The 25068-nt window shown below is 68.7% G+C and carries 18 protein-coding genes; 9 read left to right on the top strand and 9 right to left on the bottom strand.

Annotated features, from left to right (window positions below):
• Window positions 1–73: 73 nt before the first annotated feature.
• From ASC92_RS22560 to ASC92_RS22535, 6 genes are all read right to left on the bottom strand, one after another.
• Window positions 74–4150: a translocation/assembly module TamB domain-containing protein gene (locus ASC92_RS22560; RefSeq protein WP_056520381.1), complete on the bottom strand. Its 4077-nt coding sequence runs from the start codon at window positions 4148–4150 to the stop codon at window positions 74–76.
• An 8-nt stretch (window positions 4151–4158) separates the two neighbouring features.
• On the bottom strand, window positions 4159–6087 hold the full coding sequence (locus ASC92_RS22555; RefSeq protein WP_056520237.1) for an autotransporter assembly complex protein TamA: 1929 nt from the start codon (window positions 6085–6087) through the stop codon (window positions 4159–4161).
• Between the two features lie 70 nt (window positions 6088–6157).
• The gene (locus tag ASC92_RS22550) at window positions 6158–7345 is read right to left on the bottom strand and encodes a vWA domain-containing protein (protein WP_056520235.1); all 1188 of its coding nucleotides are present in this window, start codon (window positions 7343–7345) and stop codon (window positions 6158–6160) included.
• Window positions 7346–7362: 17 nt separating this feature from the next.
• Window positions 7363–7950, bottom strand: coding sequence for a GNAT family N-acetyltransferase (locus ASC92_RS22545; protein WP_056520233.1), 588 nt, complete (start codon window positions 7948–7950; stop codon window positions 7363–7365).
• A 23-nt stretch (window positions 7951–7973) separates the two neighbouring features.
• On the bottom strand, window positions 7974–8219 hold the full coding sequence (locus ASC92_RS22540; RefSeq protein WP_056520230.1) for a hypothetical protein: 246 nt from the start codon (window positions 8217–8219) through the stop codon (window positions 7974–7976).
• 4 nt (window positions 8220–8223) lie between these two features.
• Window positions 8224–9078, bottom strand: coding sequence for an AAA family ATPase (locus tag ASC92_RS22535; RefSeq protein WP_007835007.1), 855 nt, complete (start codon window positions 9076–9078; stop codon window positions 8224–8226).
• A gap of 160 nt (window positions 9079–9238) precedes the next feature.
• Between ASC92_RS22535 and ASC92_RS22530 the strand changes: the two genes are divergently transcribed.
• Window positions 9239–9931 carry a c-type cytochrome gene (locus ASC92_RS22530; protein ID WP_007835005.1) on the top strand — a complete coding sequence of 231 codons (693 nt, stop codon included), beginning with the start codon at window positions 9239–9241 and terminating at the stop codon, window positions 9929–9931.
• A 69-nt stretch (window positions 9932–10000) separates the two neighbouring features.
• On the opposite strand, the gene pcaG is transcribed toward ASC92_RS22530, so the two are convergent.
• Window positions 10001–10609 carry a protocatechuate 3,4-dioxygenase subunit alpha gene (gene pcaG / locus ASC92_RS22525; RefSeq protein ID WP_056520229.1) on the bottom strand — a complete coding sequence of 203 codons (609 nt, stop codon included), beginning with the start codon at window positions 10607–10609 and terminating at the stop codon, window positions 10001–10003.
• Window positions 10610–10626: 17 nt separating this feature from the next.
• Window positions 10627–11352 (bottom strand): protocatechuate 3,4-dioxygenase subunit beta, encoded by a 726-nt coding sequence (gene pcaH / locus ASC92_RS22520; protein WP_056520227.1) that lies wholly within the window; start codon window positions 11350–11352, stop codon window positions 10627–10629.
• Between the two features lie 107 nt (window positions 11353–11459).
• Between pcaH and ASC92_RS22515 the strand changes: the two genes are divergently transcribed.
• Window positions 11460–12449 (top strand): LysR substrate-binding domain-containing protein, encoded by a 990-nt coding sequence (locus tag ASC92_RS22515; RefSeq protein WP_056520225.1) that lies wholly within the window; start codon window positions 11460–11462, stop codon window positions 12447–12449.
• Window positions 12450–12553: 104 nt separating this feature from the next.
• On the opposite strand, the gene ASC92_RS22510 is transcribed toward ASC92_RS22515, so the two are convergent.
• On the bottom strand, window positions 12554–12988 hold the full coding sequence (locus tag ASC92_RS22510) for a DUF1841 family protein (RefSeq protein WP_007838777.1): 435 nt from the start codon (window positions 12986–12988) through the stop codon (window positions 12554–12556).
• Window positions 12989–13288: 300 nt separating this feature from the next.
• Between ASC92_RS22510 and ASC92_RS22505 the strand changes: the two genes are divergently transcribed.
• The 7 genes from ASC92_RS22505 to ASC92_RS22480 all read left to right on the top strand — a co-directional run bounded on the left by ASC92_RS22505 (window position 13289) and on the right by ASC92_RS22480 (window position 25066).
• Window positions 13289–16282 carry a hypothetical protein gene (locus ASC92_RS22505; protein ID WP_056520220.1) on the top strand — a complete coding sequence of 998 codons (2994 nt, stop codon included), beginning with the start codon at window positions 13289–13291 and terminating at the stop codon, window positions 16280–16282.
• Window positions 16283–16367: 85 nt separating this feature from the next.
• Window positions 16368–16874: an OmpA family protein gene (locus tag ASC92_RS22500; protein WP_056520219.1), complete on the top strand. Its 507-nt coding sequence runs from the start codon at window positions 16368–16370 to the stop codon at window positions 16872–16874.
• Window positions 16875–16983: 109 nt separating this feature from the next.
• A complete protein-coding gene (locus ASC92_RS22495; protein ID WP_056520217.1) occupies window positions 16984–20079 on the top strand; it encodes a glutamate ligase domain-containing protein in 3096 nt (1031 codons plus the stop codon).
• Window positions 20076–20243 carry a hypothetical protein gene (locus tag ASC92_RS28720; protein WP_157609108.1) on the top strand — a complete coding sequence of 56 codons (168 nt, stop codon included), beginning with the start codon at window positions 20076–20078 and terminating at the stop codon, window positions 20241–20243. Before ASC92_RS22495 ends, ASC92_RS28720 begins: the two co-directional genes overlap by 4 nt.
• Window positions 20244–20318: 75 nt before the next feature.
• On the top strand, window positions 20319–22136 hold the full coding sequence (locus tag ASC92_RS22490; RefSeq protein ID WP_056520215.1) for a peptidase domain-containing ABC transporter: 1818 nt from the start codon (window positions 20319–20321) through the stop codon (window positions 22134–22136).
• A 45-nt stretch (window positions 22137–22181) separates the two neighbouring features.
• Window positions 22182–23498, top strand: a complete 1317-nt coding sequence (locus tag ASC92_RS22485; protein WP_056520213.1) for an HlyD family type I secretion periplasmic adaptor subunit — start codon at window positions 22182–22184, stop codon at window positions 23496–23498.
• Window positions 23495–25066: a TolC family protein gene (locus ASC92_RS22480; protein ID WP_056520212.1), complete on the top strand. Its 1572-nt coding sequence runs from the start codon at window positions 23495–23497 to the stop codon at window positions 25064–25066. The genes ASC92_RS22485 and ASC92_RS22480 overlap by 4 nt, the downstream gene beginning before the upstream one ends.
• Window positions 25067–25068 lie beyond the last annotated feature (2 nt).

Below are 25068 nucleotides of genomic sequence, written 5' to 3'. Positions count from 1 at the left end.
CGATTCTTGATCGCAGCCTCGGCCCGGTCAAGATCGAAGTCCCTTGCCCGGCCGCTCGCGGCAGGCTCGGCCGTTAGTCGTACTTCACCGTGTAGATCAGGTCCAGCCCGCTCGTCTGTCCCGCCTGCCCGCGCAGCGTGAGCCGGGTCGTCAGGTCATAGAAGATGAAGAGCGTGCCGAAGGTCCCGCCGATGCTGCGTTCGTAGGTGAGGTAGAAATCCTTCGACAGCCGCTTGCCCAGCGTCACGGCCGACTCGCGCAGGTCGCCGCCGCTGCCCGGCCCCTTGAAGCCGAGTTCGTCCAGGCCGAATCGGCTGGCCAGGCTGCCGCCGCTGCTGCTGCCGCCGATCTTGCCGATGAGCGAGAGCGCGGCCTGCTGCAGCAGCGCCGACTCGCCACCGCTGGTGGCCGAGGCGCGGCCCAGGATCACCCACGACAGCGTCTCCGCGTCGGACAGCGCGGGCTCCGAATAAAGCTTCACGCGCGGCGATTGCGCGGTGCCGGTGATCTGCACGCCCGCGCGCTGCGACAGGTTCGGGCGGATCGCCAGGATGTCCAGCGCCGGGTTGTCGAACGGTCCGTTGAAGCGCGCGAGGCCGGTTTCCACGTCGAGCTGCTGGCCGTAGGCGCGGTATTGGCCCTTCACGGTCTTGACCTCGCCGGTGATGCGCGGCGGCGCATTGAGCCTGGTGCTGCGGATCTCCAGGTTGCCTTCGAGCCGCGTGGTGATGCCGCGGCCCTGCACGGCGAAGTCGTCGCCCAGGTCGAAGTTGACGGCGATGTCCGGCGGCTTGGCTGTCTGCGGCTTGGCAGCCTGTGCGTTGGCGCTGGCGGAATCCCGCTGCGCCGCCTCGGCGGTCTCGCGGTCCTTGGCGGCGGAGCGCACGACGACGTCGCTTCCCAGGCTGGGTGCGGTCTCGTCGGGCAGGATGATGACGGCGCGGTCGGTCCTGAGCTTGCCGCGCACGCTGAACTGGCCGTTGTCGAGCTGCGCCTGCAGGTCGCCCGAGAGCGTGACCTGCCGGTCGGTGCGCACCAGCACGCGCAGCGCCCGCAACTGGCCTTGCAGGGCCATGCGGATGCCCGAGGCGGAGCCGCTCGCGGGCCCCCAACCGAGATTGCCGCTGGCCGAGAGCGTGCCGCCGTCGGTGCGGGCTTCGCTGGCGGCGGTGCTGCGGTTGCCGCTCTGGCCGCCGATGCGCACCGAGCTGCCGGTACCGCCCTTGAGCGTGAATTCGGTGATGTCGACGCGCTCGCCCGAGAGCGTGGCGCGCAGGCGGCCGTCGTGCAGGTCCAGCCCTTCGACCGGCGCGCGCAGCGCGAGCTTGTCGGCGCCCAGCGTGCCGTTCCAGCGCGGCACGGCGCGGTTGCCCGACAGCGTGGCGCTGGCGTCGAGCGTGCCGGCAATGCGCCAGCCCGGCGGCGCGAGCATCGACCACACACCGAGGTTCGGCAGCGTGGCCTTGATGGTGCCGCCCAGTGGCGCGTCGGGCGCCCACTGCCAGCCACCGGCGCGCTGCAGCACGCGGGTGTTGACGTCGGCGTCGATCTTGCCGGCGCGTTCGCTGTCCCACGCGAGGACGGCGCGCACGGCGTCGCCCTCGGCATCGAGCCGCAGCTCGGCCTGGCGCAGGCCGGCCGGTGTGCTCGGCGCGTCGCCGCCCGCGGAAGCCGCGTTCATCGTGCGCTCGCTCGCGGTGCCCGTGCCGGTGCTGGTGATGCGCGTGACGAGCGCAGCCTCGCCGGCCTGCACGCGGATGTCACCGCTCTGGCGCGCGAGGCGGGCCTTGGCGCGCAGCGTGTCGCCGGCGTCGATGTCCCAGTCGCCATTGAACACCAGGTCGCCGCTGACGCCGTATTCGCCCAGCGTGGCGTTCGCGCCGAACGCGCCGGCCCAGGCCATAGGCAGGCCCTGCATCTGCCCCTTCGACTGCACGCGGAACACGCGGTTGGGTGCGGCGCCGCTCTGGCTGAAGCGCAGCGGCTGCCAGTCGATGCGCACGGTGCCGGACACGGGGCCGCGCAGCGTGGCCGCGGCGGCGGAGGCTTCGACGTCGAGGCGGGGCGATGCATTGCCGGTGCTGCTGCGGAGGGTCGCGGTCACTTCGCGGCTCAGTTCCAGCACCCAGGGGACGCCGGGGCGGGTGCTGTCCTGCGCCTGCAGCTTCAGGCTGGCCAGCGCCGCGCGCCATTGGCCGGCGCCTGCAATGCCGCCGCTGGCGCGGGTGTCGATGGCGAACTTCTGCGTGCCGGTGGCGGCTTCGCCCTTCAGCGTGAGCGCGGCCTGCGCGAGGCTGCCGGAGAGGTCGGCGTGCAGGTCGCGCAACTGCACGGCGGTGGTGGCGCCGCCGGGTCGCCCTGAGGGGAAGCTCAGGTCGAGGCGCGGCACGCCGAGCACCGCCTTGATGCTGGGCTCGGCGCTGCCGCGCGGCGCGGGCGCGTTGGGGCTCTCCAGGCGGCGCTGGAGGGTCCGCCAGCCGCCCTGCCAGCTCGCATCGAGCTTCGCGGAGCCCTTGGCGCCCGCGTTCGCGAACACGTCCGACAGCCCCGGCAGGCTCTGCACCCAGCGCTGCACGGCGTCGGCGTCGTCGATGGCGGCCTGGACGTCTCCGCCGCCCGCGTCCGGCGCAATGCGGCCTTCGACCTGCGCGCTGCCGCCCGGCAGCACGAGGGCAAGCTTGCCGCTCGCAGCCTGCTCGGCCACGCGCACCTGCAAGCGGCCATCGACGCTGGCGCGCTGGGCCTCGATGCGCAGCGTGCGCAGGTCCAGCACCTGGTCTTTCCACTGGCCCTGGGCCAGCGCGCGGTCGAGCGCGAAGCCGGGCAGGGCCTTGCTGCCGGCGCCGCCTTCGGCGCGCAGGGCCGCGTCGAAGGTGATGGTGCTTTCCTTCTGCTCGGCCTTGAGCGTGCCGCTGACAGGCGCGCCCGAGAGTTCGCTGTACAGCGCGCCCGGCCGCACGCCGCGCACGGTGGCCTGGGCCTGCCAGGGCGAGGGCGCGGGGCTCCACTTGCCGGCCGCGTCGATGCGCCCGCCGCCTGCACGCACGCTGGCTTCGGGAACGGTCCAGTTCGTGCCGTCGAAGCCGACGCGGGCCTGCACCTGGTCGAGCGGCAGTTTCTTTTCGTCCCACGGGCCTGGCACGGCGTTGCGGATGTCGGCCGAGGCCTTCCACGCGGCGGGGCCGGTGTCGGCGTCGGGCTGGAGTTCGACCGTGCCGGTGAGCCTCGTTCCGGGTGCACCGGGCCACAGGCTCGATGCGTCCACGTTGCGCAGATCGGCCTTCGCGTCGATCACCGGCTGGGGCAGCCAGGGCGCGATCTGCGCCTGCAGCTTGGCTTCCATCGGGGCGTCGGCGTTCTCTTCGGCAGGCTTCAGTTCGGCCGCCACCTGCAGCCGCGCGGCCGTGCCGGCGAGCGTGCCTTTCACCGCGGCGGTGGCCAGCACGTCGATGTCGTGGTCCTCGGCCAGCGGCGCCTTCACGCGGCCGTCGAGCGCCGCGTCGATGGCCATGGGCGCGGGGCCTTCGAGCTTCACGCGGGCGCTGTAGTGGCCGTCGGCAATGTCAACGCCCTTGATCTCCAGCGCGTGCTCGGCGGCTTTGTTGTAGCTGTAGCTGCCCGAGAGATTGAGCGCCCGCAGCACGGGTGGTCCGGCCCAGCGCACTTCGTCGATGCGAAAGGGCAGTTCGACCTCGACCGGCAGCACGATCTGTTCGAGCGGCTTGGCGGGCTCCTCGCTCGGCGGGCCGCGCTTTTCGATCAGCACCTGCTTCGCGTGCACCTCGCCGAGGTGCACCTTGCGCTGGAACAATGGGGCCAGCGTCCAGCCGATGGTGGCGTCGTTCACCTCGACGGCGATGCCCTCGCTCTGGTACTTGAGCCAGCCGATGTGGCCGCCGGTGCGCAGCGAGCCGGTGACGTCGCGGCTCTCCAGGGTCTGGCCGGCCGGCAGCCGCTGCGCAGCCTGTGCGAGCGCGAAGGCGAGCGACTTGTCGGAGCCGATGTACCACCAGGCGCCGGCAGCAAGCAGCATCACGATCATCACCAGGCCGGCCACGGTCCAGGCCAGGGCACGCGCGGCACGCCGTGCGCGTGAGCGCCGCACGGCTGGAGGCACGGGCGCTGGCGTGGGTTCGGCGTCGGTCTGCATCGGAAGCATCAGAAGGTGAAGCCGAGGCGAAAGTGCAGGCGGAACTTCTTCGAGTCCACGCCGTAGGCAAGGTCGGCCTGCACCGGTCCGACCGGGCTGCGCCAGCGCGCGCCCACGCCCACGCCCACCTTGGGCTTGAGCTCTCCGGGCTTGTCGGCCACGGCGCCGGCATCGACGAACAACACGCTCTCCCATTCGGTGAGCTTGTCGTTGTAGACGAAGGGGCGCTGCCACTCCAGGCTGGCCACGCCGAGGTAGCGGCCCGCAACGGTCTGGCCGTCTGCGCGCACGGTGCCGATCTGCTTGTAGCTGTAGCCGCGCACGGTGGTGTCGCCACCGGTCAGGAACATCAGCGTCGACGGGATCTGTGCGTTCTCCCTGGCCGACACCGCGCCGGCCTCGACGCGTAGCTGCAGCCGGCTGCGGCGTGCGCGCGTTTCCTTGTCCTCGGCCGAGCCCAGCGGCAGCACGCCGAGCCAGCGCGCATAGGTGCGCGTGAAGGGCATCTGCTCGCCGGTGAGCGTGTAGCCTGCCGCCACTTCGAGCGCGAGGCCGAAGCCGCGCGAGGGCGCTGCGTTGTCGTCGAAGTAGCGCCCGGTCCAGCCCCAGTTGGCCGTCACGGCCGAGGCCGAGGGCGGCGCGTCGATGCCGCGGTTCTGCGCGTAGTCGTATTGCAGGAAGTAGCTGCGGTCGATCCGGTCGCCCGACTTGCTGCGCCCGCCGCGCAGGCGTCCGCTGTCGACGACGTAGCTGCCCGACTGCTCGCTCTTGAGCTCGGCGCCCGAGAACCAGCGCCAGCCGCGGTCGTCGGGAATCGCCTTCCATTCGGTGCCCAGCGACTTGATGTCGCGGTCGACCGACAGCCGCGAGACGGCGCGCCAGCCCAGCAGCGGAATCTGGTTGTGGATGTGGTCGACCGACAGGCGCGGGCCGTTGTCGGTGGTGAAGCCCACGCCGAGTACCACCTTCTGCAGCGGCGCCTCGCGCAGCTGCGCGATGACGGGCGCGGCCAGCGGATTGCCGCTCTCGGTGTCGAGCGTGAGGAACACCGAGTCGTAGTAGCCGCTGCTGGCCAGGCGCTGCTGGGCATCGAGCAGCTTCTGCTGGTCGTAGTCGGTGCCGCTGGGCAGGCGCGCGATGCGGCGCGCGCCGTCGGGGTCGTAGCGCTGGATGCCGCGCAGCACCAGCGGACCGAACTTGCAGGCCGGGCCCGACTGGTAGGTGACGCTCAGGCGGACCTCGCTGCGGTCGGCGTCCACTTCGGCGCGGCTGATCTCGATGCTGCCGGTGGGAAAGCGCCTGGCCGTGAGGCTGCGCAGCGCGGTGGTCTTGGCGTTGTCCCAGGCCTGCTGCGTGAAGGGCTGGCCGGCGCGCAGGCCCCAGTTGGTGCGGATCGAATCGCGCTGCGGCTCCGCGGCTGCATCGTCGGCGATCGGGCCGCCGTAGCTGATCTGCACGTTGCTCACCTTGGTGGGCTCGCCCGGCGACACGGTGATGACGATCTCGCGCGGGGCCTTGGTGCTCTCGGGCGTCTCGTTGAGTTCGAGCGTGAGCGTGGGCGTGAAGTAGCCGAGGGTGCCGAGCAGTTCCCGGGCGTTGGCCTCGGCGGCCACCATGAGGCGCGAGATCTCGGTCGCGCCGAGGTCGTCGAGCTCGCGGTAGCGCTGGATTTCGAGATGGAGCCTGAGGTAGTCGCGCACGGCCTCGGGACCGCGCACGTCGACGGTGAAGGCGTCGCGCTTGCCGGCCTTGGTCTTGTCGTCTTTTTCCTTGTCGTCCTCCGCGGCGGCGGCGCCGCTGCGCACGAGGCCGGCCGCGGGCTTGCTTTCAGTGCTTTCTTTTTTCGGCAGCAGGCTGCAGCCTTGCAGAAGCAGGACGCCGGAAAAAAGCAAAGCCGGCCACCACGCCGGCGAGGAAACTGGAACCACCCTGACCATGGGCGGATTCTGACAGCAAGCTCCTCCGGTTCCTGAAGGGGCCGAAGACAGGGGGTATCGTCCTACCTGCTTACTTGGACAACATGCGCATTGCTTCCTCGAGTCCCCGCAGGGTGAGGGGATACATGCGGTTCGACATCAGCTGCTGCATCACCGCGATGCTCTGGCGGTACTGCCACACGCCCTGCGGCTCGGGGTTGATCCACGCGAACTTCGGGAAGGTGTGCGTGAGGCGCTGGATCCACTCGGCGCCGGCCTCCTCGTTGTTGTATTCGACGCTGCCGCCGGGCTGCAGGATCTCGTAGGGGCTCATGGTCGCGTCGCCGACGAAGATGAGCTTGTAGTCCTTGTTGTACTTGCGCAGGATGTCCCAGGTCGCGAACTTCTCGGAGAAACGGCGCTTGTTGTTCTTCCACATGAAGTCGTACACGCAGTTGTGGAAGTAGAAGAACTCCAGATGCTTGAACTCGGTCTTCACGGCCGAGAACAGCTCTTCCACGCGCTGGATGTGCTCGTCCATCGTGCCGCCCACGTCCATCAGCAGCAGCACCTTGACGTTGTTGTGGCGCTCCGGCCGCATCTTGATGTCGAGGAAGCCCGCATTGGCCGCGGTGGAGTGGATGGTGTCGTCGAGGTCCAGCTCTTCGTCGTGGCCCTCGCGCGCGAACTTGCGCAGCCGGCGCAGCGCGACCTTGATGTTGCGCGTGCCGAGTTCCTGCGTGTCGTCGTAGTCCTTGTAGGCGCGCTGGTCCCACACCTTCACGGCGCTCTTGTTCTTGCCGGCGCCGCCGATGCGCACGCCCTGCGGGTTGTAGCCGCCGTTGCCGAAGGGCGAGGTGCCGCCGGTGCCGATCCACTTGCTGCCGCCCTCGTGGCGTTCCTTCTGCTCCTCGAAGCGCTTCTTGAGCGTTTCCATGAGCTCGTCCCAGCCCATCTTCTCGATCTTGGCTTTTTCCTCGGCGGTGAACTCGCGCTCGAGCGTCTTCTTGAGCCAGTCGAGCGGCACTTCCTTGGTGAAGTCGGTCAGCATCTCGACGCCCTTGAAGTAGGAGGCGAAGGCGCGGTCGAACTTGTCGTAGTGCTTCTCGTCCTTCACGAGCGCGGTGCGCGAGAGGTAGTAGAAGTCGTCGATGCCGTAGGCGCCGTCGGAGTTGGGCCCCACCACGTCGGCCTGCAGGGCTTCGAGCAGCGTGAGGTATTCCTTGACCGACACCGGCAGCTTGGCCGAGCGCAGCGTGTAGAAGAAGTCGATGAGCATGGGGCGCTCCTTGTGTGTCAGCCGCGTGGCTTGTCGAGCAGGTACAGCAGCTGGGCCTTGACCTCGGGCCATTCGCCCGCGCGCAGGCTGTACATGACGGTGTCGCGGATGGTGCCGTCGCGGCGCATCGCGTGGCCGCGGATCACGCCGTCTTTTTTCGCGCCGAGCCGCTCGATGGCGCGCTGCGAGGCGAAGTTGAAATTGTCGGTGCGCCAGCCCACCACGTTGCAGCCGAGCGCGTCGAAGGCGTGCGTGAGCATCAGCAGCTTGCAGGTGGTGTTGACGTGCGTGCGCTGGCAGCGCGCGGCGTACCACGTGTAGCCGATCTCCACGCGCTTCACGCCCGGCAGGATGTCGTGAAAGCTACTGCTGCCGAGCACGGTGCCGGTGGTGTCGTCGGTCACGGCGAAGGCGAAGCGGTCGGCGGTCTTGAGCGCGGTCTCGATGTAGGCGCGCGTGTCCTGCGGCTCGGGCACGGAGGTGACACGCAGCTTCCACAGCTCGCCGTCGGCGGCCGCGGCGCGCAGGCCATCTTCGTGGGCCAGCGACAGCGGCACCAGCGCGATGCCGCGGGCCTTCAAGGTGACGGGTTCGACGAACGCCATTTGCAAGACTCTCTCTTGTGTTCTCAGGCCCTGGGATCGCCGTACTTGCGCACGTACCAGATGCGCGCGAGCTGCACGCCGCCACCGCCGCCCAGGCCGATCAGCGCAATGCCGAAGAGCTCGCGGTTGCCGTAGCCGCCGGGCCCGAAGGCATCGAGCCCGAGCAGCAGGCCGAGCCCGCGGCCGAGCAGCGCGCCCACCACGAACAGCACCGCCTGGGCAATGCCCAGCTTCATCAGCTGCGCGGTCGGATGCGGCGTCTGGTTCATTGGCTTACCGGTTGTTGCGCTGCATGAAGACGAGCTTCTCGAACAAGGTCACGTCCTGTTCGTTCTTGAGCAGTGCGCCCACCAGCGGCGGCACGGCGACCTTGTCGTCCTTGCTCTGCAGCGCTTCGAGCGGAATGTCTTCGGCCACGAGCAGCTTGAGCCAGTCGAGCAGCTCGGAGGTCGAGGGCTTCTTCTTCAGGCCGGGCAGGTTGCGCACGTCGTAGAAGGTCTTCATCGCGGACGTGAGCAGTTCCTGCTTGAGGCCGGGGAAGTGCACGGCGACGATGTGCTTCATCGTCTCGGCATCGGGGAACTTGATGTAATGGAAGAAGCAGCGGCGCAGGAAGGCGTCGGGCAGCTCCTTCTCGTTGTTGGAGGTGATGAACACCACCGGCCGGTGCTTGGCGCGGATGAGTTCGCGCGTCTCGTAGCAGTAGAACTCCATGCGGTCGATTTCGCGCAGCAGGTCGTTCGGGAATTCGATGTCGGCCTTGTCGATCTCGTCGATCAGCAGCGCCACCGGCTGGTCGGCCGTGAAGGCCTGCCAGAGCACGCCCTTGACGATGTAGTTGTTGATGTCGCTCACGCGCTCGCCGCCGTCGAGGTCCTTGAGCTGCGAGTCGCGCAGGCGGCTCACGGCGTCGTATTCGTACAGGCCCTGCTGCGCCTTGGTGGTCGACTTGATGTGCCATTGCAGCAGCGGCAGGCCGAGCGACTGGGCCACTTCCTCGGCCAGCATGGTCTTGCCGGTGCCGGGCTCGCCCTTGACGAGCAGCGGACGCTTCAGGGTGATGGCCGCATTGACCGCGAGCATCAGGTCTTGCGTGGCGACGTAGTTGTCTGAGCCCTGGAATTTCATGAGTGAGATGAGTGAGGCGGAGGCTGGGGTGGAGAAAAGAACACACTCGACACGCGTTGTGCAGCCTCAGGGTTGGCCTGCACAGGGTTCCGGAGGACCCCTGCATATAATCGAATGTTGATTCGAAAAACTGTACTCTCCACGAGATTGTGCGCGCAAAATGAACAAGTTGTTGACCACGATGTTTGCCCTTGCTGTCGCTTGCGTGACGCTCTCGGCACAAGCCCAGCAAGTCACTGGCAAGGCCCAGGACGGCGCAAAGAAGGTTGCGATGTGCGTGGGCTGCCACGGCATCATCGGCTACCAGGCCAGCTTTCCTGAGATCCACAAGGTGCCGATGATCGCCGGCCAGAGCGCCACGTACATCACGGCGGCGCTCACCGCGTACAAGGGCGGCGACCGCAAGCATCCCACCATGCGCGCCATCGCCGACACGCTCACCGAGCAGGACATCGCCGACGTCGCCGCCTACTACAGCCAGCTCGGCGTGAAGCAGGACGACGCACCGCCGGCCACGCTCGCCAAGGCCACGCCCGAGAACATCCAGGCGCTGATCTCTCGCGACAAGGACAACAACTGCACCAAGTGCCACGGCGCCAACTTCAACACGCCGAACGACGGCACCGTGCCCAAGCTGGCCGGCCAGCATGCCGACTACCTGTTCGTCGCGCTCAAGTCCTATCGTGTCAAGAACAACCCGCACCTCGGCCGCTCCAACGCGGTGATGGGCCAGCAGGTCGAACCCAAGAAGTTCACCAACGCCGAACTCAAGACGCTGGCCAGCTACATCAGCTCGCTGCCCGGCGAACTGAAGACGGTGCCCGAGTCGCGCATTCACCACGGCGCCGAATAAGCGCTTCGAAGCCAGACACAAAAAAACCCGCTGCGAGCGGGTTTTTTTGTGTCCGGGATTTCCCTGAGATCAGACGTCGAAGAACGCCGTCTCGTCCGTGCCCTGCATGCGGATGTCGAAGCGGTACGTCACCGCGCCGCCTTGCTCCACGCGCTCGGCGATCAGCGTGTGGCGGCGTTCGGCCGGCACGCTCTGCAGCACCGCGTCCTTCGCGTTGGCCTCGGCCTCGTCGCTGAAGTACACGCGCGTGAACGCATGCAGCAGCAGCCCGCGCATCAGCACGATCACGTTGATGTGCGGCGCTTCGCCGGGCGCCTGCGCGCGGGGCTTCACGGTGTGGAAAACGAAGCGGTTGCCCTCGGCGGTGCCGGTACCGACACGGCCGAAAGCGCGAAAGCCCATGGCGCGCGCTTCTTCGGGCGTCTGCGGGTAGCGGCCTTCGCCGTCGGGCTGGCTGATCTCGACCAGCGCGTCGTTGATCGGGTTGCCGTCGCCGTCGATCACGCGGCCCTCGAGGCGAATGCGCTGGCCGGCGGCGGCGTTGAGCGCCAGCACGGCGTCGAAGGGCTGGTCGAAGTCGTAGCCGTACTGCGTGGCGGTGAGGCCGTAGGCGAAGTAGGGGCCCACGGTTTGCGAGGGGGTCTGGCCGTAGTCGGCTTCCTGTGCGGTCATCAGCATGGTGCGTGTCTCCTGGCTCAGCGGTTCTCGAAGGGTGTTTCGTCGGCGCCGCGCAGCACGATGTCGAACTGGTAGCCCAGTGCGTAGCCTTCTTCGGTGATGTCGAGGCTGAAGTCGGCAATGAGGCGGTTGCGGTAGCGCTCGGGCGTGCCGGTGATCATCGGGTCGTACTGCATCAGCGGGTCGCCGGGAAAGTACATCTGCGTGACCAGGCGGCTCGCAAAGCTCTGGCCGAACAGCGACATGTGGATGTGCTGCGGACGCCAGGCGTTCGGGTGGTTGCCCCAAGGATAGGCGCCGGGCTTGATGGTGAGGAAGCGGTAGCGGCCTTCGCTGTCGGTTAGGCAGCGGCCCGCGCCGAGGAAGTTCGGGTCCAGCGGCGCGTCGTGCTGGTCGACCTTGTGCACGTAGCGGCCGGCGGCATTGGCCTGCCACAGCTCGACCAGCGTGTTGGCCACGGGGCGGCGTCGCTCGTCGAGCACCTGGCCGGTGAGGATCATGCGTTCGCCCAGCGGCTCGCCGTTGCGGCGCGCGTTGCGCGTGAGGTCGTGGTCGAACTCGCCGATGCTGTCGTGGCCGTACACCGGCTGCTGCAGCTCGCCGAGCGAGGCCTTCAGCGGGATCAGCGGCTTCTGCGGGCCGCGCTTCACGGTGGACTTGTAGCCCGGGTAGACGTAGCTGGGATGGGCTTCCCAGTCGCGCGGGGTGAGGGTGGGCTGGGCCCCTGGGGTCTTGGTCGACATGTGCGTTGTCTCCTGCTGTCGTGGGACGAATCGGGAAGCCGCCACTTTAGAAGCGCCATCCGATGATGTAAATTGAAGAATTCTCCGTTCTCAATAACCAACAGGAATTGAAAGACTCCGCCGATCTTCGACAGGATTTCGTGCGCAGCGTGCAGCTGCGGCACCTGCGCTGCCTCGTGGCCGTGGCGCAGGAGCGCCATCTCGCGCGCGCCGCCGAGCGGCTGGCGCTGAGCCAGCCGGCGGTGTCCAAGACGCTGTCCGAGCTGGAGGCGATCGTCGGCACGCGGCTGGTCGAGCGCAGCAAGGCCGGCCGGCGCGGCGTGCAGGGGCTCACGGCGGCCGGCGAGCAACTGCTGGCGCATGCCCTGCGCGTGCTGGAGGCGCTCGACGCCAGCGCGCAGGCGGTGGCGCCGGCGGATGGCGGGCGCATCGAGCGGCTGCGCATCGGCGCGCTGCCGAGCGTGGCGCCGGCGCTGCTGCCGGTGGCGCTGGCGCGGCTGCGCGACAGCCGGCCCTCGGTGCAGATCGTGGTGAAGAGCGCCGCCAACGCCGTGCTGCTCGACGAACTGCGCGCCGGCGAGCTCGACCTCGTGGTCGGCCGCATGAGCGATCCGCGCCTGATGGGCGGCCTGAGCTTCGAGCTGCTGCACACCGAGCCGCTGGTGTTTGCCGTGCGCGCCGGCCATCCGCTCGCGCTGAAGGCGGTGTCGGTGCAAGCGGTGCTGGCCTATCCCCTGGTGGTGTACGGCGAGGGCACGATCCCGCGCCACAACACCGAGAGCTTCCTGTCCGCGCGCGGCCTCGTGCTGCCGTCCAATGCATTGCAGACGCTTGACGTGGCGGTGGCGCGCGCGCTGGTGGCGGTGTCCGATGCGGTGTGGATCACGCCGCTGGGCGCCGCGCGCGGCGAGCTGGCGGACGGGCGCCTCGCGAGGCTGCGCATCGAGACCGCCGGCACCGAGGAGCCGGTCGGGCTGCTGCAGCGCAGCGATGCCGAGCCTTCGGCCCTGCGCGGCGCCATGGCGGCGCTGCTGCGCGAGGCCGCGAAGCAGCAGGGGGCGGTGCCACCGAAGTCCCGGAGCAAGCCCAGGGCCTAGCCGACGTCTTTCGCGAACACCGCGGAACCGGCTTTGCCGGGCCGCTGGTGTTGCCCCCTGCAAGGGGGTTGGCAAAGCGACACGAAGTGCGCGAAGCCTGGGGGTTAGTCCTTGGTCGCTCGCCGCTGCACGCAGGCGACGTAGCCCTCGCCATCCGGCGGCCGTCCGGCCCGCTGGCTCTCCCACATCATCTGGCCCAGGCAGTCCATTGCCTCGTGATGCGCATGCAGCAGCGAGCCGCGGCGCGCGGCCAGCAGCTCGACGGCCTGGCGGATGCCGCGCGGCTGGTCGATGGAGCACTGCTCGCTGATCGACAAATGCATCGACAGATGAAGGAACGGGTTTTCGCGTCCGTTCGATCCGTCGTAGACCCGCGCCACCGCCGCGTCGGCGTCGGCGAGATCCTCGTGGTACTCGGGGTGCTCGTCGATCCAGCCGGCGGCGATGGTCTCGAGCGCTTCCATCGGCAAGCCCTGCCGGTGCTTGGCGTACACGTCGCAGAAGAAGCGGCGCACGTCTTCCTGGGAGGGATTGAACATATCTATAGAAGAGGAAGAAAAAAGAGGAAGTGGAGTCCTGTGCAGGAGCCGGTACGCAAGCCCTGAACAAGACCTTGGATGTGCCGGACGTTCCGGGTACAGGGCGTTACGTCGTTACGTAACGAAACGCTGAACGACCTTCCTGCGGGCTGTTTTCAGACCCCATTGACAGGCCGGCTAAAAGAAAAATTTCCATACGAATCAACAGGTTGCGGCGCCTGGAGGCGGTTTGGCAAGGGGCGCGCAAAAAGCGGCACGCTAGTTGCCCCTGAGTAGGCATCTTTTGTCACAGAGGCTGCCATGACCGCTCAACAAGCATCGACGAATTCGACCGAAGGACTTGCCGCCGCAGGCGTTGCTCCCGTGGTCATTGCCCAGGCCACCGTTACTCCGCTAGGCGCTCCTGCCATGGCGAGTTCGGCGGCGCCCGCTGCAGCTGGCCCGTCCAGCATCGGCACATTATCGAACGCGACGCCGGGTGTCGCCGTGATGCGCGACGGTGTCCGCATTCCGGTCGATGGCAATCAGACACTGGTGGCCGGCGACCGCGTGATCGTTCCGCAGGACGGCCACGCCAACGTTCTCTTTCCCGGATCGGCGACCAACAAGGCCCCGCTGGCCGGCGTGTTCACCGGCGGCACCGACGCCACCATCGGCTCGACCAAGCTGCCGGGCGGCCTCGAGCAGGTGAATGTGGATGTCGCTTCGGGCGACCTGCAAGTGACCCCGCCGGACAGCGATGCGGATGCCGCTGCCCTGGCCGTGACCAAGAAGCTCGCTGCCGGCAGCGGTATCGGGCTGGGTGAATTCGCACTGGGTGCCCTGGGCGCCGCCGCACTCGGCGCCGCGCTCGGCGGCGGTGGCGGTGGCAGCGACAGCGCCTTCCCGCTGCTCCTTTCGGGCGTGGGCGACTCCGATGCCGACGCCGATGCCGATGCGGACGCTGATGCGGATGCGGACGGCGATGCCGACGCTGATGCCGATGCCGATGCCGATGCCGATGCCGATGCCGATGCCGATGCCGATGCCGATGCCGATGCTGATGCTGATGCTGATGCTGATGCTGATGCCGATGCCGATGCCGATGCCGATGCCGATGCAGACGCTGACGCTGACGCCGATGCAGATGCAGATGCAGATGCAGATGCAGATGCAGACGCCGATGCAGACGCAGACGCAGACGCAGACGGCGATCACCTGCTCGATCCGGGCGACGGCCTCGTCGATGGTGCGGTCGGCGCGGTCGACGGCACCGCTGGCCTGGGCGGCGCGCTCGCTCCCGTGGCCCCGGTGGTCGACGGCGTGACCGACGTGGTCGATAGCGTGCTGGCACCGCTGCTCGGCTCCGAGTTCACCCGCGATGATCCCAACGCGCTGGACCCGGTCGACGACGTCGTCGGCAACATCGCCGACCCGCTCGGCAACAGCCTGAGTCCCATCGTGGACACCCTGCTCGGCGAGGGCGTGACCGATGCGCTGCTCCATCATCTGAACGGCCAGGTGGACTACCTGACCGACGGCCTGAACAACCTCCTTTCCAATGAAGGCCCGCTGGGTGGCCTGACCTCCAACCTGGGCCTCGACAGCCTGCTGGCTGACGGCGGTGTGGTTGGCAACACGCTCGACGGCCTGCTCGGCGACAACGGGTTGGTCGGCGACCTGCTGGCGGACGATGGCCTGGTTGGAGGCCTGCTCGGTGAAGGCAGCCTCGTCGGCGACCTGATCGGCCAGGGCAGCGCCCTCGACGGCCTGCTTGGCGGAGTGATCGGCGAAGGCGGTGCCCTGGGTGGTGTGCTCGGCAACGACGGTCTTTCCGGTGGCCTGCTCGGCGGCGTTCTGGGTGAGGACGGCCTGGTCGGAAGCCTGCTCGGCGAAGGCACGCCCCTGGGTGGCTTGGTGGGTCCGGACGGCGTCGTCGGCTCGCTGCTCGGCACGAACGGCGCGCTCTCCGACGTGCTGGGCGAAAGCGGCCTTGCGGGCGGCCTGCTCGGCACCACCGGCCTGCTTGGCAGCTTGCTTGGCGAAAACGGCGTGTTGGGCGGCATGATCGGCGATGAAGGCCCATTGGGCGGCGTTCTCGGCGGCGAAGGTGGTTTGCTTGGCGGCGTGCTCGGCAATGGCGGCACCCCGGGCACGGGCGCTGGCCTGTTCGACCCGGCCGACGGCATGGCCGGCAACCTGGCCGATGGCCTGAACACCGGCCTTGTGGGCGAGCTTGGTCTCGGGAACACACTCGGATCGGTGGTCGGCTTTGCGGACGGTCTGACCAACACTGCCGGCGGCCTGCTGGCTCCGGTGCTCGGCACCAGCTTCTCGGAGAACAACCCCAACGTGCTCGACCCGGTCGATGGCGTCGTGGGCGAAGTGGCGGCCGGCGCCGGTGGTCTGCTGAGCCCGTTGACCGATCAACTGCTCGGTGAGGGCACGACGACCGCGCTGCTGAACGGTGTCACGGCGCAGGTCGACTACCTGACCGACGGCGTGGCCCACCTCGTGTCCGGCGACGGCCTGCTCGGCGGCGTACTGGGTGATGGGGGCCTACTGGGTGGCGTCCTCGGCGGCGTGACCGATGGAGGCACCGGCGGGCTGCTCGACGGCGTGCTCGGCAGCGACGGTCTTCTGGGYGGCGTCCTCGGCGGCGTGACCGATGGAGGCACGGGCGGGCTGCTCGACGGCGTGCTCGGCAGCGACGGTCTTCTGGGCGGCGTCCTCGGCGGCGTGACCGATGGCGGCACGGGCGGGCTGCTCGACGGCGTGCTCGGCAACGACGGTCTTCTGGGYGGYGTCCTCGGCGGCGTGACCGATGGCGGCGCGAGCGGCCTGCTTGATGGCGTGCTCGGCAGCGGCGGCCTTCTGGGTGGCGTCCTCGGCGGCGTGACCGATGGCGGCACCGGCGGCCTGCTCGACGGTGTGGTCGGCAACGACGGCCTCGTCGGCAGCCTGCTGGGCCAGGACGGCTTGGTGGGCAGCCTGCTCGGCGGCTTGTCGGGTGGCAGCAGCCCGGTGGCAAACATCCTGGAGCCTGTCACCAGCGTGGTGAGCGGCGTGACCGATGCTGCTCCGGTGGCATCGAACCCGACGAGCGCGGTTTCCGACCTGCTCGCCCCCGTGACCGACATCCTGGCCGGTTCAGGCACCGCTTCCCCGGCCGGCGACCTGGTGGGCAGCGTCACGCATGCGGTCACTCCGCTGGTGACCGACGCCGTGACCCCGATCACCAGCCTGGTCGAGCACAGCCCGACCGGCACAGCCCTGTCGCCCGTGACGAACGTATTGCACGGCCTGCTGGGCTGAACGGCAACAAGAACGCAGAAGGAGCAGTGGGGGAGCGCAGCACCAGGGACAGGCCGCCACCGGCCTGTCCCCCGAAAGGATCGATATGAAAAAGAATTTCCAGACACTGGCCATCGTCGCCCTCGGCGCAGTCCTCGTGGGCTGCGCGGCCCCGAAGACGGGCCGCGACGACGCGACTTACTACTACTCGAACAAGGCCGTGGCCGCCCCGGTGGCGAAGGTGGAGCCACCCCCTGCGCCGCCGGTGCAGAACGGACCGGCCGGCGTGGCGAAGATCGTCTATTTCGACTTCGACAGGTACAACATTCGGCCCGGCGACCGCAACGTTGTCGAGGCGCACGCGGGCTTCATGCGCAACCGGCCGGCGAGCCGGATCGTGATCGAAGGCCACACCGACCAGCGCGGCGGGCGCGAATACAACCTCGCGCTCGGACAGCGCCGCGCCGACTCCGTGCAGCGCACGCTCACGCAACTGGGCGTGCCCGCCGAGCGCATCGAGGCCATCAGCTGGGGCGTGGAAAAACCCGCGTCCACCGAAACCACCGAGGAGGGCTATCAGCTCAATCGCCGAGCCGAATTCAGCTACCGCTGAAGCCGGATCACCGCGATGACTTCGACGGCAGTTCCCGGTCCGCGCATACGTCGTCGAAGCGAGAGCAGATGACGGGCGCGACCGGTCTCCCGCATTGGATCGGGGCCGAATGATGTCCTTCACAGACCAGCTCCACGCCTGCCACGAACGCCTGGTCTCGCTGTGCGCGGCGCTGCCGGCTCCCTATCCGGCGTTCACGCTGTTCTTCTCCGTGAGCGATGGCGCGCAGCGCGCACATGTCGTGCACGCGCGGGCCGCCGAATTCGAAACCGCCTGGCGCGAAGGCGCCGGGCGCGTCGAGCACTGGGTGCGCGAGCGCGGCGTCGTGTCGCCGTGGCTGCGCATCGACTGGGTCGAGGGCGCGAGCCCGATGGACTGGACCCAGTTCAAGACCCAGCTCACCGCCGTCAAGCGCAACTACTTCCGCCTCGGCCTGGCCTTCGACCAGGACTTCGCTCTCGCCTTCACCGAGCAGGAACTCAACGCCAACGCCATGCTGTGCGGCGACTCGACCATTGCGCATTCGGTGGTGAACCCGCGCAACTTCGAGGTCTATGGCCAGGAGCGCTTCCAGTGCTCGCCGCCAATGGACAACATGCCCCCGGACCAGCCGGTCTACCTGCTGGCCACGGTGGGCGTGTTCTGCCAGCCCGACGGCGTGGTGCACAAGCTCGTGGGCACGGGGCTCGACGCGGGCCGCCGGCAGCTGCCGGCACTGAACCCGCAGTCGGTGCTCGACCTCGTGCGCAGCGGCTCGTCGTACCTCGCGCGCCAGGTGCGCAGCGACGGCCTCTTCGTGTACGGCTATTTCCCGTGCTTCGACCGCCGCATCCCGACCTACGACGCGGCGCGCCACGCGAGCGCGCTCCACGCCATGCTCGAGGCGTGGGAGCTCACGCGCGACGAAACGCTGCGCGCCGCCATCGACCGCTCGCTCGACAATCTCACGGCCTCGCTGATCCGCGACTACACGCTGGCGGACGGGCGCGCGGCGGCGTTCCTGGTCGACACCGGCGGCGAGATCAAGCTCGGTGGCAACGCGGCCTGCGTGCTCGCGCTGGTGAAGTACTGCGAGCTGATGGAAACGCGCCACTGGCTGCCGCTGCTGGAAAAGCTCGCGCTCGGCATCGTGTCGCTGCAGGACCCGGCCACCGGCCGCTTCAACCACGTGCTGCACGCGGCCGACCTCACGCTCAAGCAGGCCTCGCGCATCGCCTGCTACGACGGCGAGGCGGCCTACGGCCTCATGCGCCTGTACGGCCTCACGCGCGAGCCGCAATGGCTGGCCGCGGTCGAGAAGGCCTTCGACCATTTCATCGCCAGCCAGCATTGGCAGGCACACGACCACTGGCTCAGCCGCTGCGTCCACGAACTCACGCACTGGAGCCCGCAGGAGAAGTACTTCCGCTTCGGCCTGCAGAACGTGGCGGGGTATCTCGATTTCGTGCTCGACCGGAAGACCACCTTCCCGACGCTGCTCGAACTCATGCTGGCCGCGCAGCAGATGCTCCAGCGGCTCGAAGGCATGCCCGCGATGCGGCACCTGCTCGACGAACTCGACACCGAGAAGTTCTACCGCGCGCTCGACTACCGCGCGCACTACCTGCTCAACGGCTTCTTCTGGCCCGAGATGGCGATGTACTTTCGCCGGCCGTCGACCATCGTCGGCTCGTTCTTCATCCGCCATCACTCGTTTCGCGTGCGCATTGACGACGTGGAGCATTACCTGTCGGGCTTCGCCGCCTACCACCGCTACCTGGTGGAGCGGCGCACCTCGCCCGGTGCGGCCGGCACGGGCGGCGTGCGCGACGACGGCGCCGTTTGGACCGCGAGCGAAATGGCGCGCGTCACCGGCGGCGAGTGGGTCGTCAAGCCCGAGGACGGCTGGCGCGCCACCGGCGTGGCGCAGCGTTCGTTCATGCGCAAGGGCCGCGTGGTGTTCGACCACCAGGCGCGGCCGTCGAAGACGCCGCTGGCCGCCGTCACGCTCAAGGGCGTACTGCAGCCGGCCGCCGCCGTGCTGTGCACCGACCCCAAGCCGCACCTCGACAAGCGCGTGCCCGTGCTCAAGGTGCCGAACGTGCTGCAGGCCGTGCTGGAGCTGGGCGACCATGCGCGCGCCGAGTTCACCGGCCGCGTGTGCGGCGTGCTCGGCAGCGGCGCGGCGAACGGCGTCGCCAGCGGCACCGTGGCCGCCATGCTGGCCGGCGCGCTGACAGTATGGGGCGAGGTCGGCCAGCCCGAGGGCAACGTCAGCCTGCCATCGGGCATCGCCTGGAACATGACCTGCATGCCACGGCACGCCGCCTACTGGGTGCTGGAGATGGGCACCTCGCACATGCCGGCCTCGGCGCAGCTGGTGCGGCCTTCGCTGCTGGTGGTGACGGGGCTCTCGGCCGCGTCGCAGAAGCACCGCGGTCCGACCGAAGCCGCAGCGCGGCTCGACAGCCGCATCCTGCAGGCCATGGCGCCGGGCGGCAGCGTGGTGCTCAACCGCGACATGCCCGAGTTCGCGACCTTCGCCGAAGCGGCAACGGAGCGGCAGCTGCAGATCGTCACCTGCGGCGAGCACAAGGACGCCGACGTGCGCCTGCTCGCCTTCGACCACGGCGAGGTGCAGGCGCTGGTGGCGGGCGAGCCCTTCCAGTTGCGGCTCAATGCACCGGGGCGTCACATGGGCGCGAGCGCGATCGCCGCGCTCGCGGCCCTGCAGGCCCTGCGCCTGCCGCTGGCCGCCGCGGTCGAGCCCTTCGCGCACTTCGAGCCGCCGGGCGGCCGCGGTGCGCTGCACACCATTCACATCGGCGGCGGCAGCTTCAAGCTGATCGACGAGACCTACGACGCCAACCCGAGCTCGATGCGCGCGGCGCTCGAGATGCTGTCGCAGGCGCCCTGCGAGCCGGCGCGGCGGGTGGCGATCCTCGGCGACATGCAGGAGCTCGGCCCCGCCGCGCAACGCCACCACCTCGACCTCGAGGCCGAGCTGCTGGCTTCGCAGCCCGACCGCGTGCTGCTGTGCGGCCCGCTGATGCGGGCACTGCACGCGCGCATTCGTACAAAGGTTCGCTCGCACTGGTTCGTCGATGTGTCCGACCTGTCGACCGCGCTCGGCGGGCTGCTGCAGCCCGGCGACTGGGTGTTGGCGAAGAGTTCCGCAGGCGTAGGCCTGTCCCGGTTGGCCCGGGTTTTGAAAGCACTGCCATGAGCACGAGATGGGATGTACTTCCGCAATCGCCCTTCGACCATGAGGCGGCGCTTCGGCGGCGGCCGATGCGCCGCTGGTGGCTGGGCTGGGCGCAGCTGTTGTGTGCCTGGGTGCTCTGCATGCTGCTGTGCGCCAACATCGCACTGGTGCTGGCCGGAGCGTGACTTTTTGCCTTGTAACAGTTGGGTAACAGTTGATAATGGCTCAGGCGTCATTGCACGACGGATCGGCTTTTTCCCATGATCAAGTTTCTCTTGCCCAGCCAGCTGGTTGCCGAAACGCCGGACGAGCCGGGTGCCAGCCCTTATGCCGGGGCGCTGAACACCGCGTTCCGCGCGGCCTACCCGCTCGTGAAGAGCGCGGCATGGCGTTCGCTGCCCATCAGCCTGTTCGGGCTGCTGCCTTCCATCTTCCTGCTGCAGGTGTATGACCGCGTGCTGTCGCGCAGCGGCTTCTCGACGCTCGCTGCGCTGGTGAGCGGCATCTTCTTCTTCCTGTGCATCGAGTTCTGGCTGCGCACGCGCCGTTCGCGCCTGCTGCGCAACGCGGGCGCCATCATCGACCACGGCATTTCGGGCGCCTTGCTGCAATCGATGCTGGCCCGGCCGCTGCGCGCGCTCGAGGCGCGGCCCGCCTCGGTGTGGCAGCAATACTTTCGCGACGTGGGCTCGGTGCGCGGCACCGTCACCGGCGGCCTCGCGCAATCCATCTTCGATTTGCCGATGGCGATCTTCGCGCTCATCGTGATCGGCATCGTCGCCTTGCCGGTGCTGCCCGTGGTGGCGGCGTTTCTCGCCATCATGTCGTTCCTGGCGTGGTGGTGGGCCGACGAGGTGCGCGCCGGCCGCGTGGAAGAAGTGCAGCGCGGCCGCGGCCTCGACCGCATGACCGCCGAGATCTGCCATGCGCGCGAAACGCTGAAGACGCAGGCCAACGACGGCCCCATCAGCGACATGTGGCGCCAGACCTACAACGCCTGGCTCACCGAGAGCTTCAGCAAGAACGGCCAGATCGAAACCGCGCGCGACGGCACCACCGTGCTGCTCACGGTGTTCTCGGTCATCGTGGTGTCCGTGGGGGCAGTCTCGGTGATGGAGCAGTGGATGACGGTGGGCGGCCTCGTTGCCTCGAACATGCTGGCGCTCAAGGCGCTGCAGCCGGTGGCCGGGCTGGTGTCGAACTGGCGCTCGTTGGCCACCGCCAAGGAAGCCGCCAAGCGGCTCGAGAGCGTGCTGTGCGAACCGGTCGAGAAACCGCCCACGGGCATGACGTTGCCGCAGCCGCTCGGCCGCATCACCCTGAGGGACGTGAGCTTCAGCTTCACCGACACCGCGCAGCAGCCGGTGCTGGAAAACGTCGACCTCGACATCGGACCGGGCGGGCTGCACGTGATCGTCGGGCGCAACGGCGCGGGCAAGTCGACCATGGTGAAGCTGCTGTCGGGCCTGTACACGCCCACGCGCGGCATCGTCAGCATCGGCGAGTACGACCTCTCGCAGTTCGGCCGCGAAGAGCTGTCGCGCTGGATCAGCTACCTCTCGCAAGAGGTCTACTGGTTCGGCGGTTCGCTGATCGACGTGATGCGCCGGACGGCGCCCGGCCAGAGCGACGAGCAGATCGTCGCGGCCTGCAGGCTATCGGGCGCGCACGACTTCATCTCGCGGCTGCCGGACGGCTACCGCACCATGATCGGCGAAGGCGGCACCGGCATGTCGGTGGGCGAGCGGCGCAAGCTCGCGCTGGCCATGAGCTTCCTGCGCAAACCCTCGGTGCTGGTGCTCGACGAGCCCAGCAACGACCTCGACTTTCAGAGCGAGCGCAACCTGCTCGCCACGCTGCTCGCGGTGGCCAAGGTGCGCACCGTGGTGGTGGTCACGCATTCGCTGCGCATCGTCTCCGCCGCCAACGTGGTCTATCACGTCACGGGGCAAGGCAACGTGGAGCAGGGCACGGCGGCGGTGATGGTGCCGAAGCTGTTCGGTGTGAAGAAGCCGCTGGTGGCGCTGGGTGATGCGGAAGAGGGCGCGGGCGCCGCGGCCTCCCGTTCGATGGCGTGACGAAGAACAAACGAACAGCGAATGACGAGTGATCGGGGACGCGACTTGAAATCAGATTTGCCGCAGATTCTTCAGGACGAGAACGACAAGCGCGCGGCCCAGGCCTCGCCGCAGGGGCGGCGGCGCCAATGGATCATCGGCGGCGCGATCGGCGTGCTGGCGCTGGTCGGCCTCGGTTTCCCGATGGAAACCGTGGTCGTCGCACCCGGTCGCGTGATCCCCTCGGACCGCGTCAAGTCGATCCAGCATCTGGAAGGCGGCATCGTCAGCAACGTGCTGGTGAAGGAAGGCGAAAAGGTCAAGCAGGGCCAGTCGCTGGTCGAGATCGATCTTGGCGGCAGCGGCCTCAACTTCGAGGAACTCTCGGCCCGCTACGCGGCCACGCAAGCCACGCGCGTGCGGCTCATGGCCGAGAGCCGCGGCCAGCCGCTCAAGCGTGAATCCTTCGCCGCCGACATCGACGAAAGCGTGTTCGAAGGCGAGACCGGCGCCTACCAGGCGCGCGCGCTCGAACAGCGCGGCGTCATGGCCGGCGCCGTGTCGGGCCTGGAGCAGGCGCGCAGCAAGCAACTGGAGCAGCAGGCCAAGGTCAAGGGCCTGAGCGACCGGCTGGCGCTGATGCAGAAGGAACTCGAAATCTCCGAGCAGCTGTTCAGCGAGAAGCTGGTCGGCCAGGTCGAGGTGCTGGAGAAGCGCCGGCAGGCCGAAGGCGTGCGCAGCGAACTTGCCGTGGCGCGCCAGGGCGTGATCTCCGCCAACGCGTCCATCACCGAGGCGCAGGCCAAGATGGCCGAGGCCGAAGGGCGCTTTCGCCGGCGCGCGTCGGACGAACTGGCCACGGTGGAGCGGCAGTTCGCGAGCCTGAGCGAAGACCTGGCGCGCGCGCGCACCCAGCGCTCGCGCACGGTGGTGAAGGCGCCGTCGGACGGCATCGTCAAGGGGCTGCGCAACTCCAGCCCGGGCTGGGTCGTGAAGCCCGGCGAATCCATCCTCGAGGTGGTGCCCGACGAGGACGAGATCATGGTCGAGGCGCGGCTCAACCCCAACGACCGCGGCTTCATCGAAGTGGGCCAGCCGGCGCGCGTGAAGATCACCGCCTACGACTACCTGCGCTACGGCGCCGTCGACGGCAAGGTCAAGCTGGTGGCGGCCGACGCCGACCGCGACGCCGCCGTCTCCAACGGCGCGCCGTACTACCGGCTGCTCATCAGCATGTCGCAGTCCCATGTGGGCCGCGACGAGAACCGCATCACGTCCGGCATGGAGTCCGAAGTGGACTTGCGTGTGGGCACCGACCCGTTCATCTGGTACATCCTGCGACCTGTGCTCAAGCTGCGGCGCGAAGCCTTCCGCGAACCATGAAGTACCGCCAACCGGCCGACCGACGCCGAAGGGGCGCCGGCGTTGTCTGCGCAGCGTTGTGCGCGAGCTTCGTCCTGCCGCCCGTCGCTTTCGCGCAAGAACGGCAGGAGCAGCAGGAGGCCGGCGCCAGGCTGATGCTCGCGCGCCGGCTGTCCTCGCCCTCGCTCGGCGCTGCGAGCTACACCCAGCAGGTGAAGCAGGCCCTGGTCGCGCTGTCGCAGGACTACCCCGAAGTGCAGACCGCGCAGGCCGCGGCCAACACCAGCAGCTACGGCGTGGACGCGGCCAGGCAGGCGCGCTACCCGCGCTTCAAGCTCGGCACCTCGTCCGGCAACTACAACAGCGGCGCGGCCAACGCCAAGACGCAGAACTACACCGTGCTCACCGCCGAGGCGCGCGTGAGCCTGATCGACGGCGGCGCCATGAGCGCGGCGCAGCGCGCCGCCGAAGCGGCCAACCAGGCAGACGACGAGGCCGTCGTCACCACCTCGCAGAAGGTGGTGCTGGATGCACTCACCGCCTACCTGCAGGTGCAGCGCTTCGACCTGAAGAAGCAGATCGCGCACAAGGCCACCGAGGTGGTGGCCGAAATCTCCAAGGCCGAAGCCCGCCGCGTGGCATTGGGCGTGAGCGGCGACAACGACCTCAACATGGCGGCCTCGCGGCGCGCGCTGGTGGCTGCACGCGAGTCCGACTTCGAGGCGCAGCGCGACGAGGCCCTTGCCAAGTTCCGCAACTACTTCAAGTTCTCGCCCAATGCAGAGTCGCTGCCCGTGCTCGCGGCGCCGGCGCAGTGGCGCATCTCCTCGCAGGAAGAGGCGCTGCGCCGCGCCGAGTCGCGCAGCACCGAGATCGCCGAGGCGCAGGGCCGCATCGACCGCGCCAAGGCGCTGGCCGACCAGCAGGACGCGAGCCTCTACCCCTCGCTCGACGCCGTGCTCGTGAAGAGCAAGGACCCGCGCGGCGTGTCGCCGCAAGACCCGACGCGCGCCGCCTTCGAACTCAACTGGAACTTCGGCAACGGCTTCGACCGGCAACTGCGCCTGAAGTCGGCGCTGGCCGAAGTCGCCAACCAGGAAGCCAAGCTCGAAAGCGTGAAGCTCAATCTGTTCGAGCTCACATCGGCCTCATGGGCGCGCACCGTGTCGGGCCGCGAGCGCGAGCGCCAGCTGATGGAAGCCGTGAGCACGGCAGGCCAGGCCTTCCGCGGCCGCCGCCGCCTCATGGAGTTCGGCCGCGAGACCCTGCCCAAGGTGCTCGACGCCCAGCTCGATTACTACACCTTGCTGTTCGACTACATCGACGGCGTGTTCGACCTGCGCATCTCCGAGCTGCGCCTGGCGCGCACCACCGGTGAACTGCGAATCGACCCGGCCGGCCCCAACGGCTGGATCGACCGCCTCTTCGGCGCGCCGAGGCGGCAGGTGCTGACCGAAGACGGCCTGCTGGGTGCGCTGTGCATCTCGAGCAACACGGCGTGTGCGAGCGAGCCCGTTGCCGAACGCACCGTGGGCGCGGCAGGAGCGAACCCGCCGCTGCGCAAGGCCTCGCGCCTGTCGACGCGCTGAGA

It is taken from the genome of Variovorax sp. Root411 (assembly GCF_001425205.1).
Lineage (GTDB): Bacteria > Pseudomonadota > Gammaproteobacteria > Burkholderiales > Burkholderiaceae_C > Variovorax.
The sequence above is the reverse complement of the archived record's forward strand: the minus strand, read 5'-3'. Positions and strand labels throughout refer to the sequence as shown.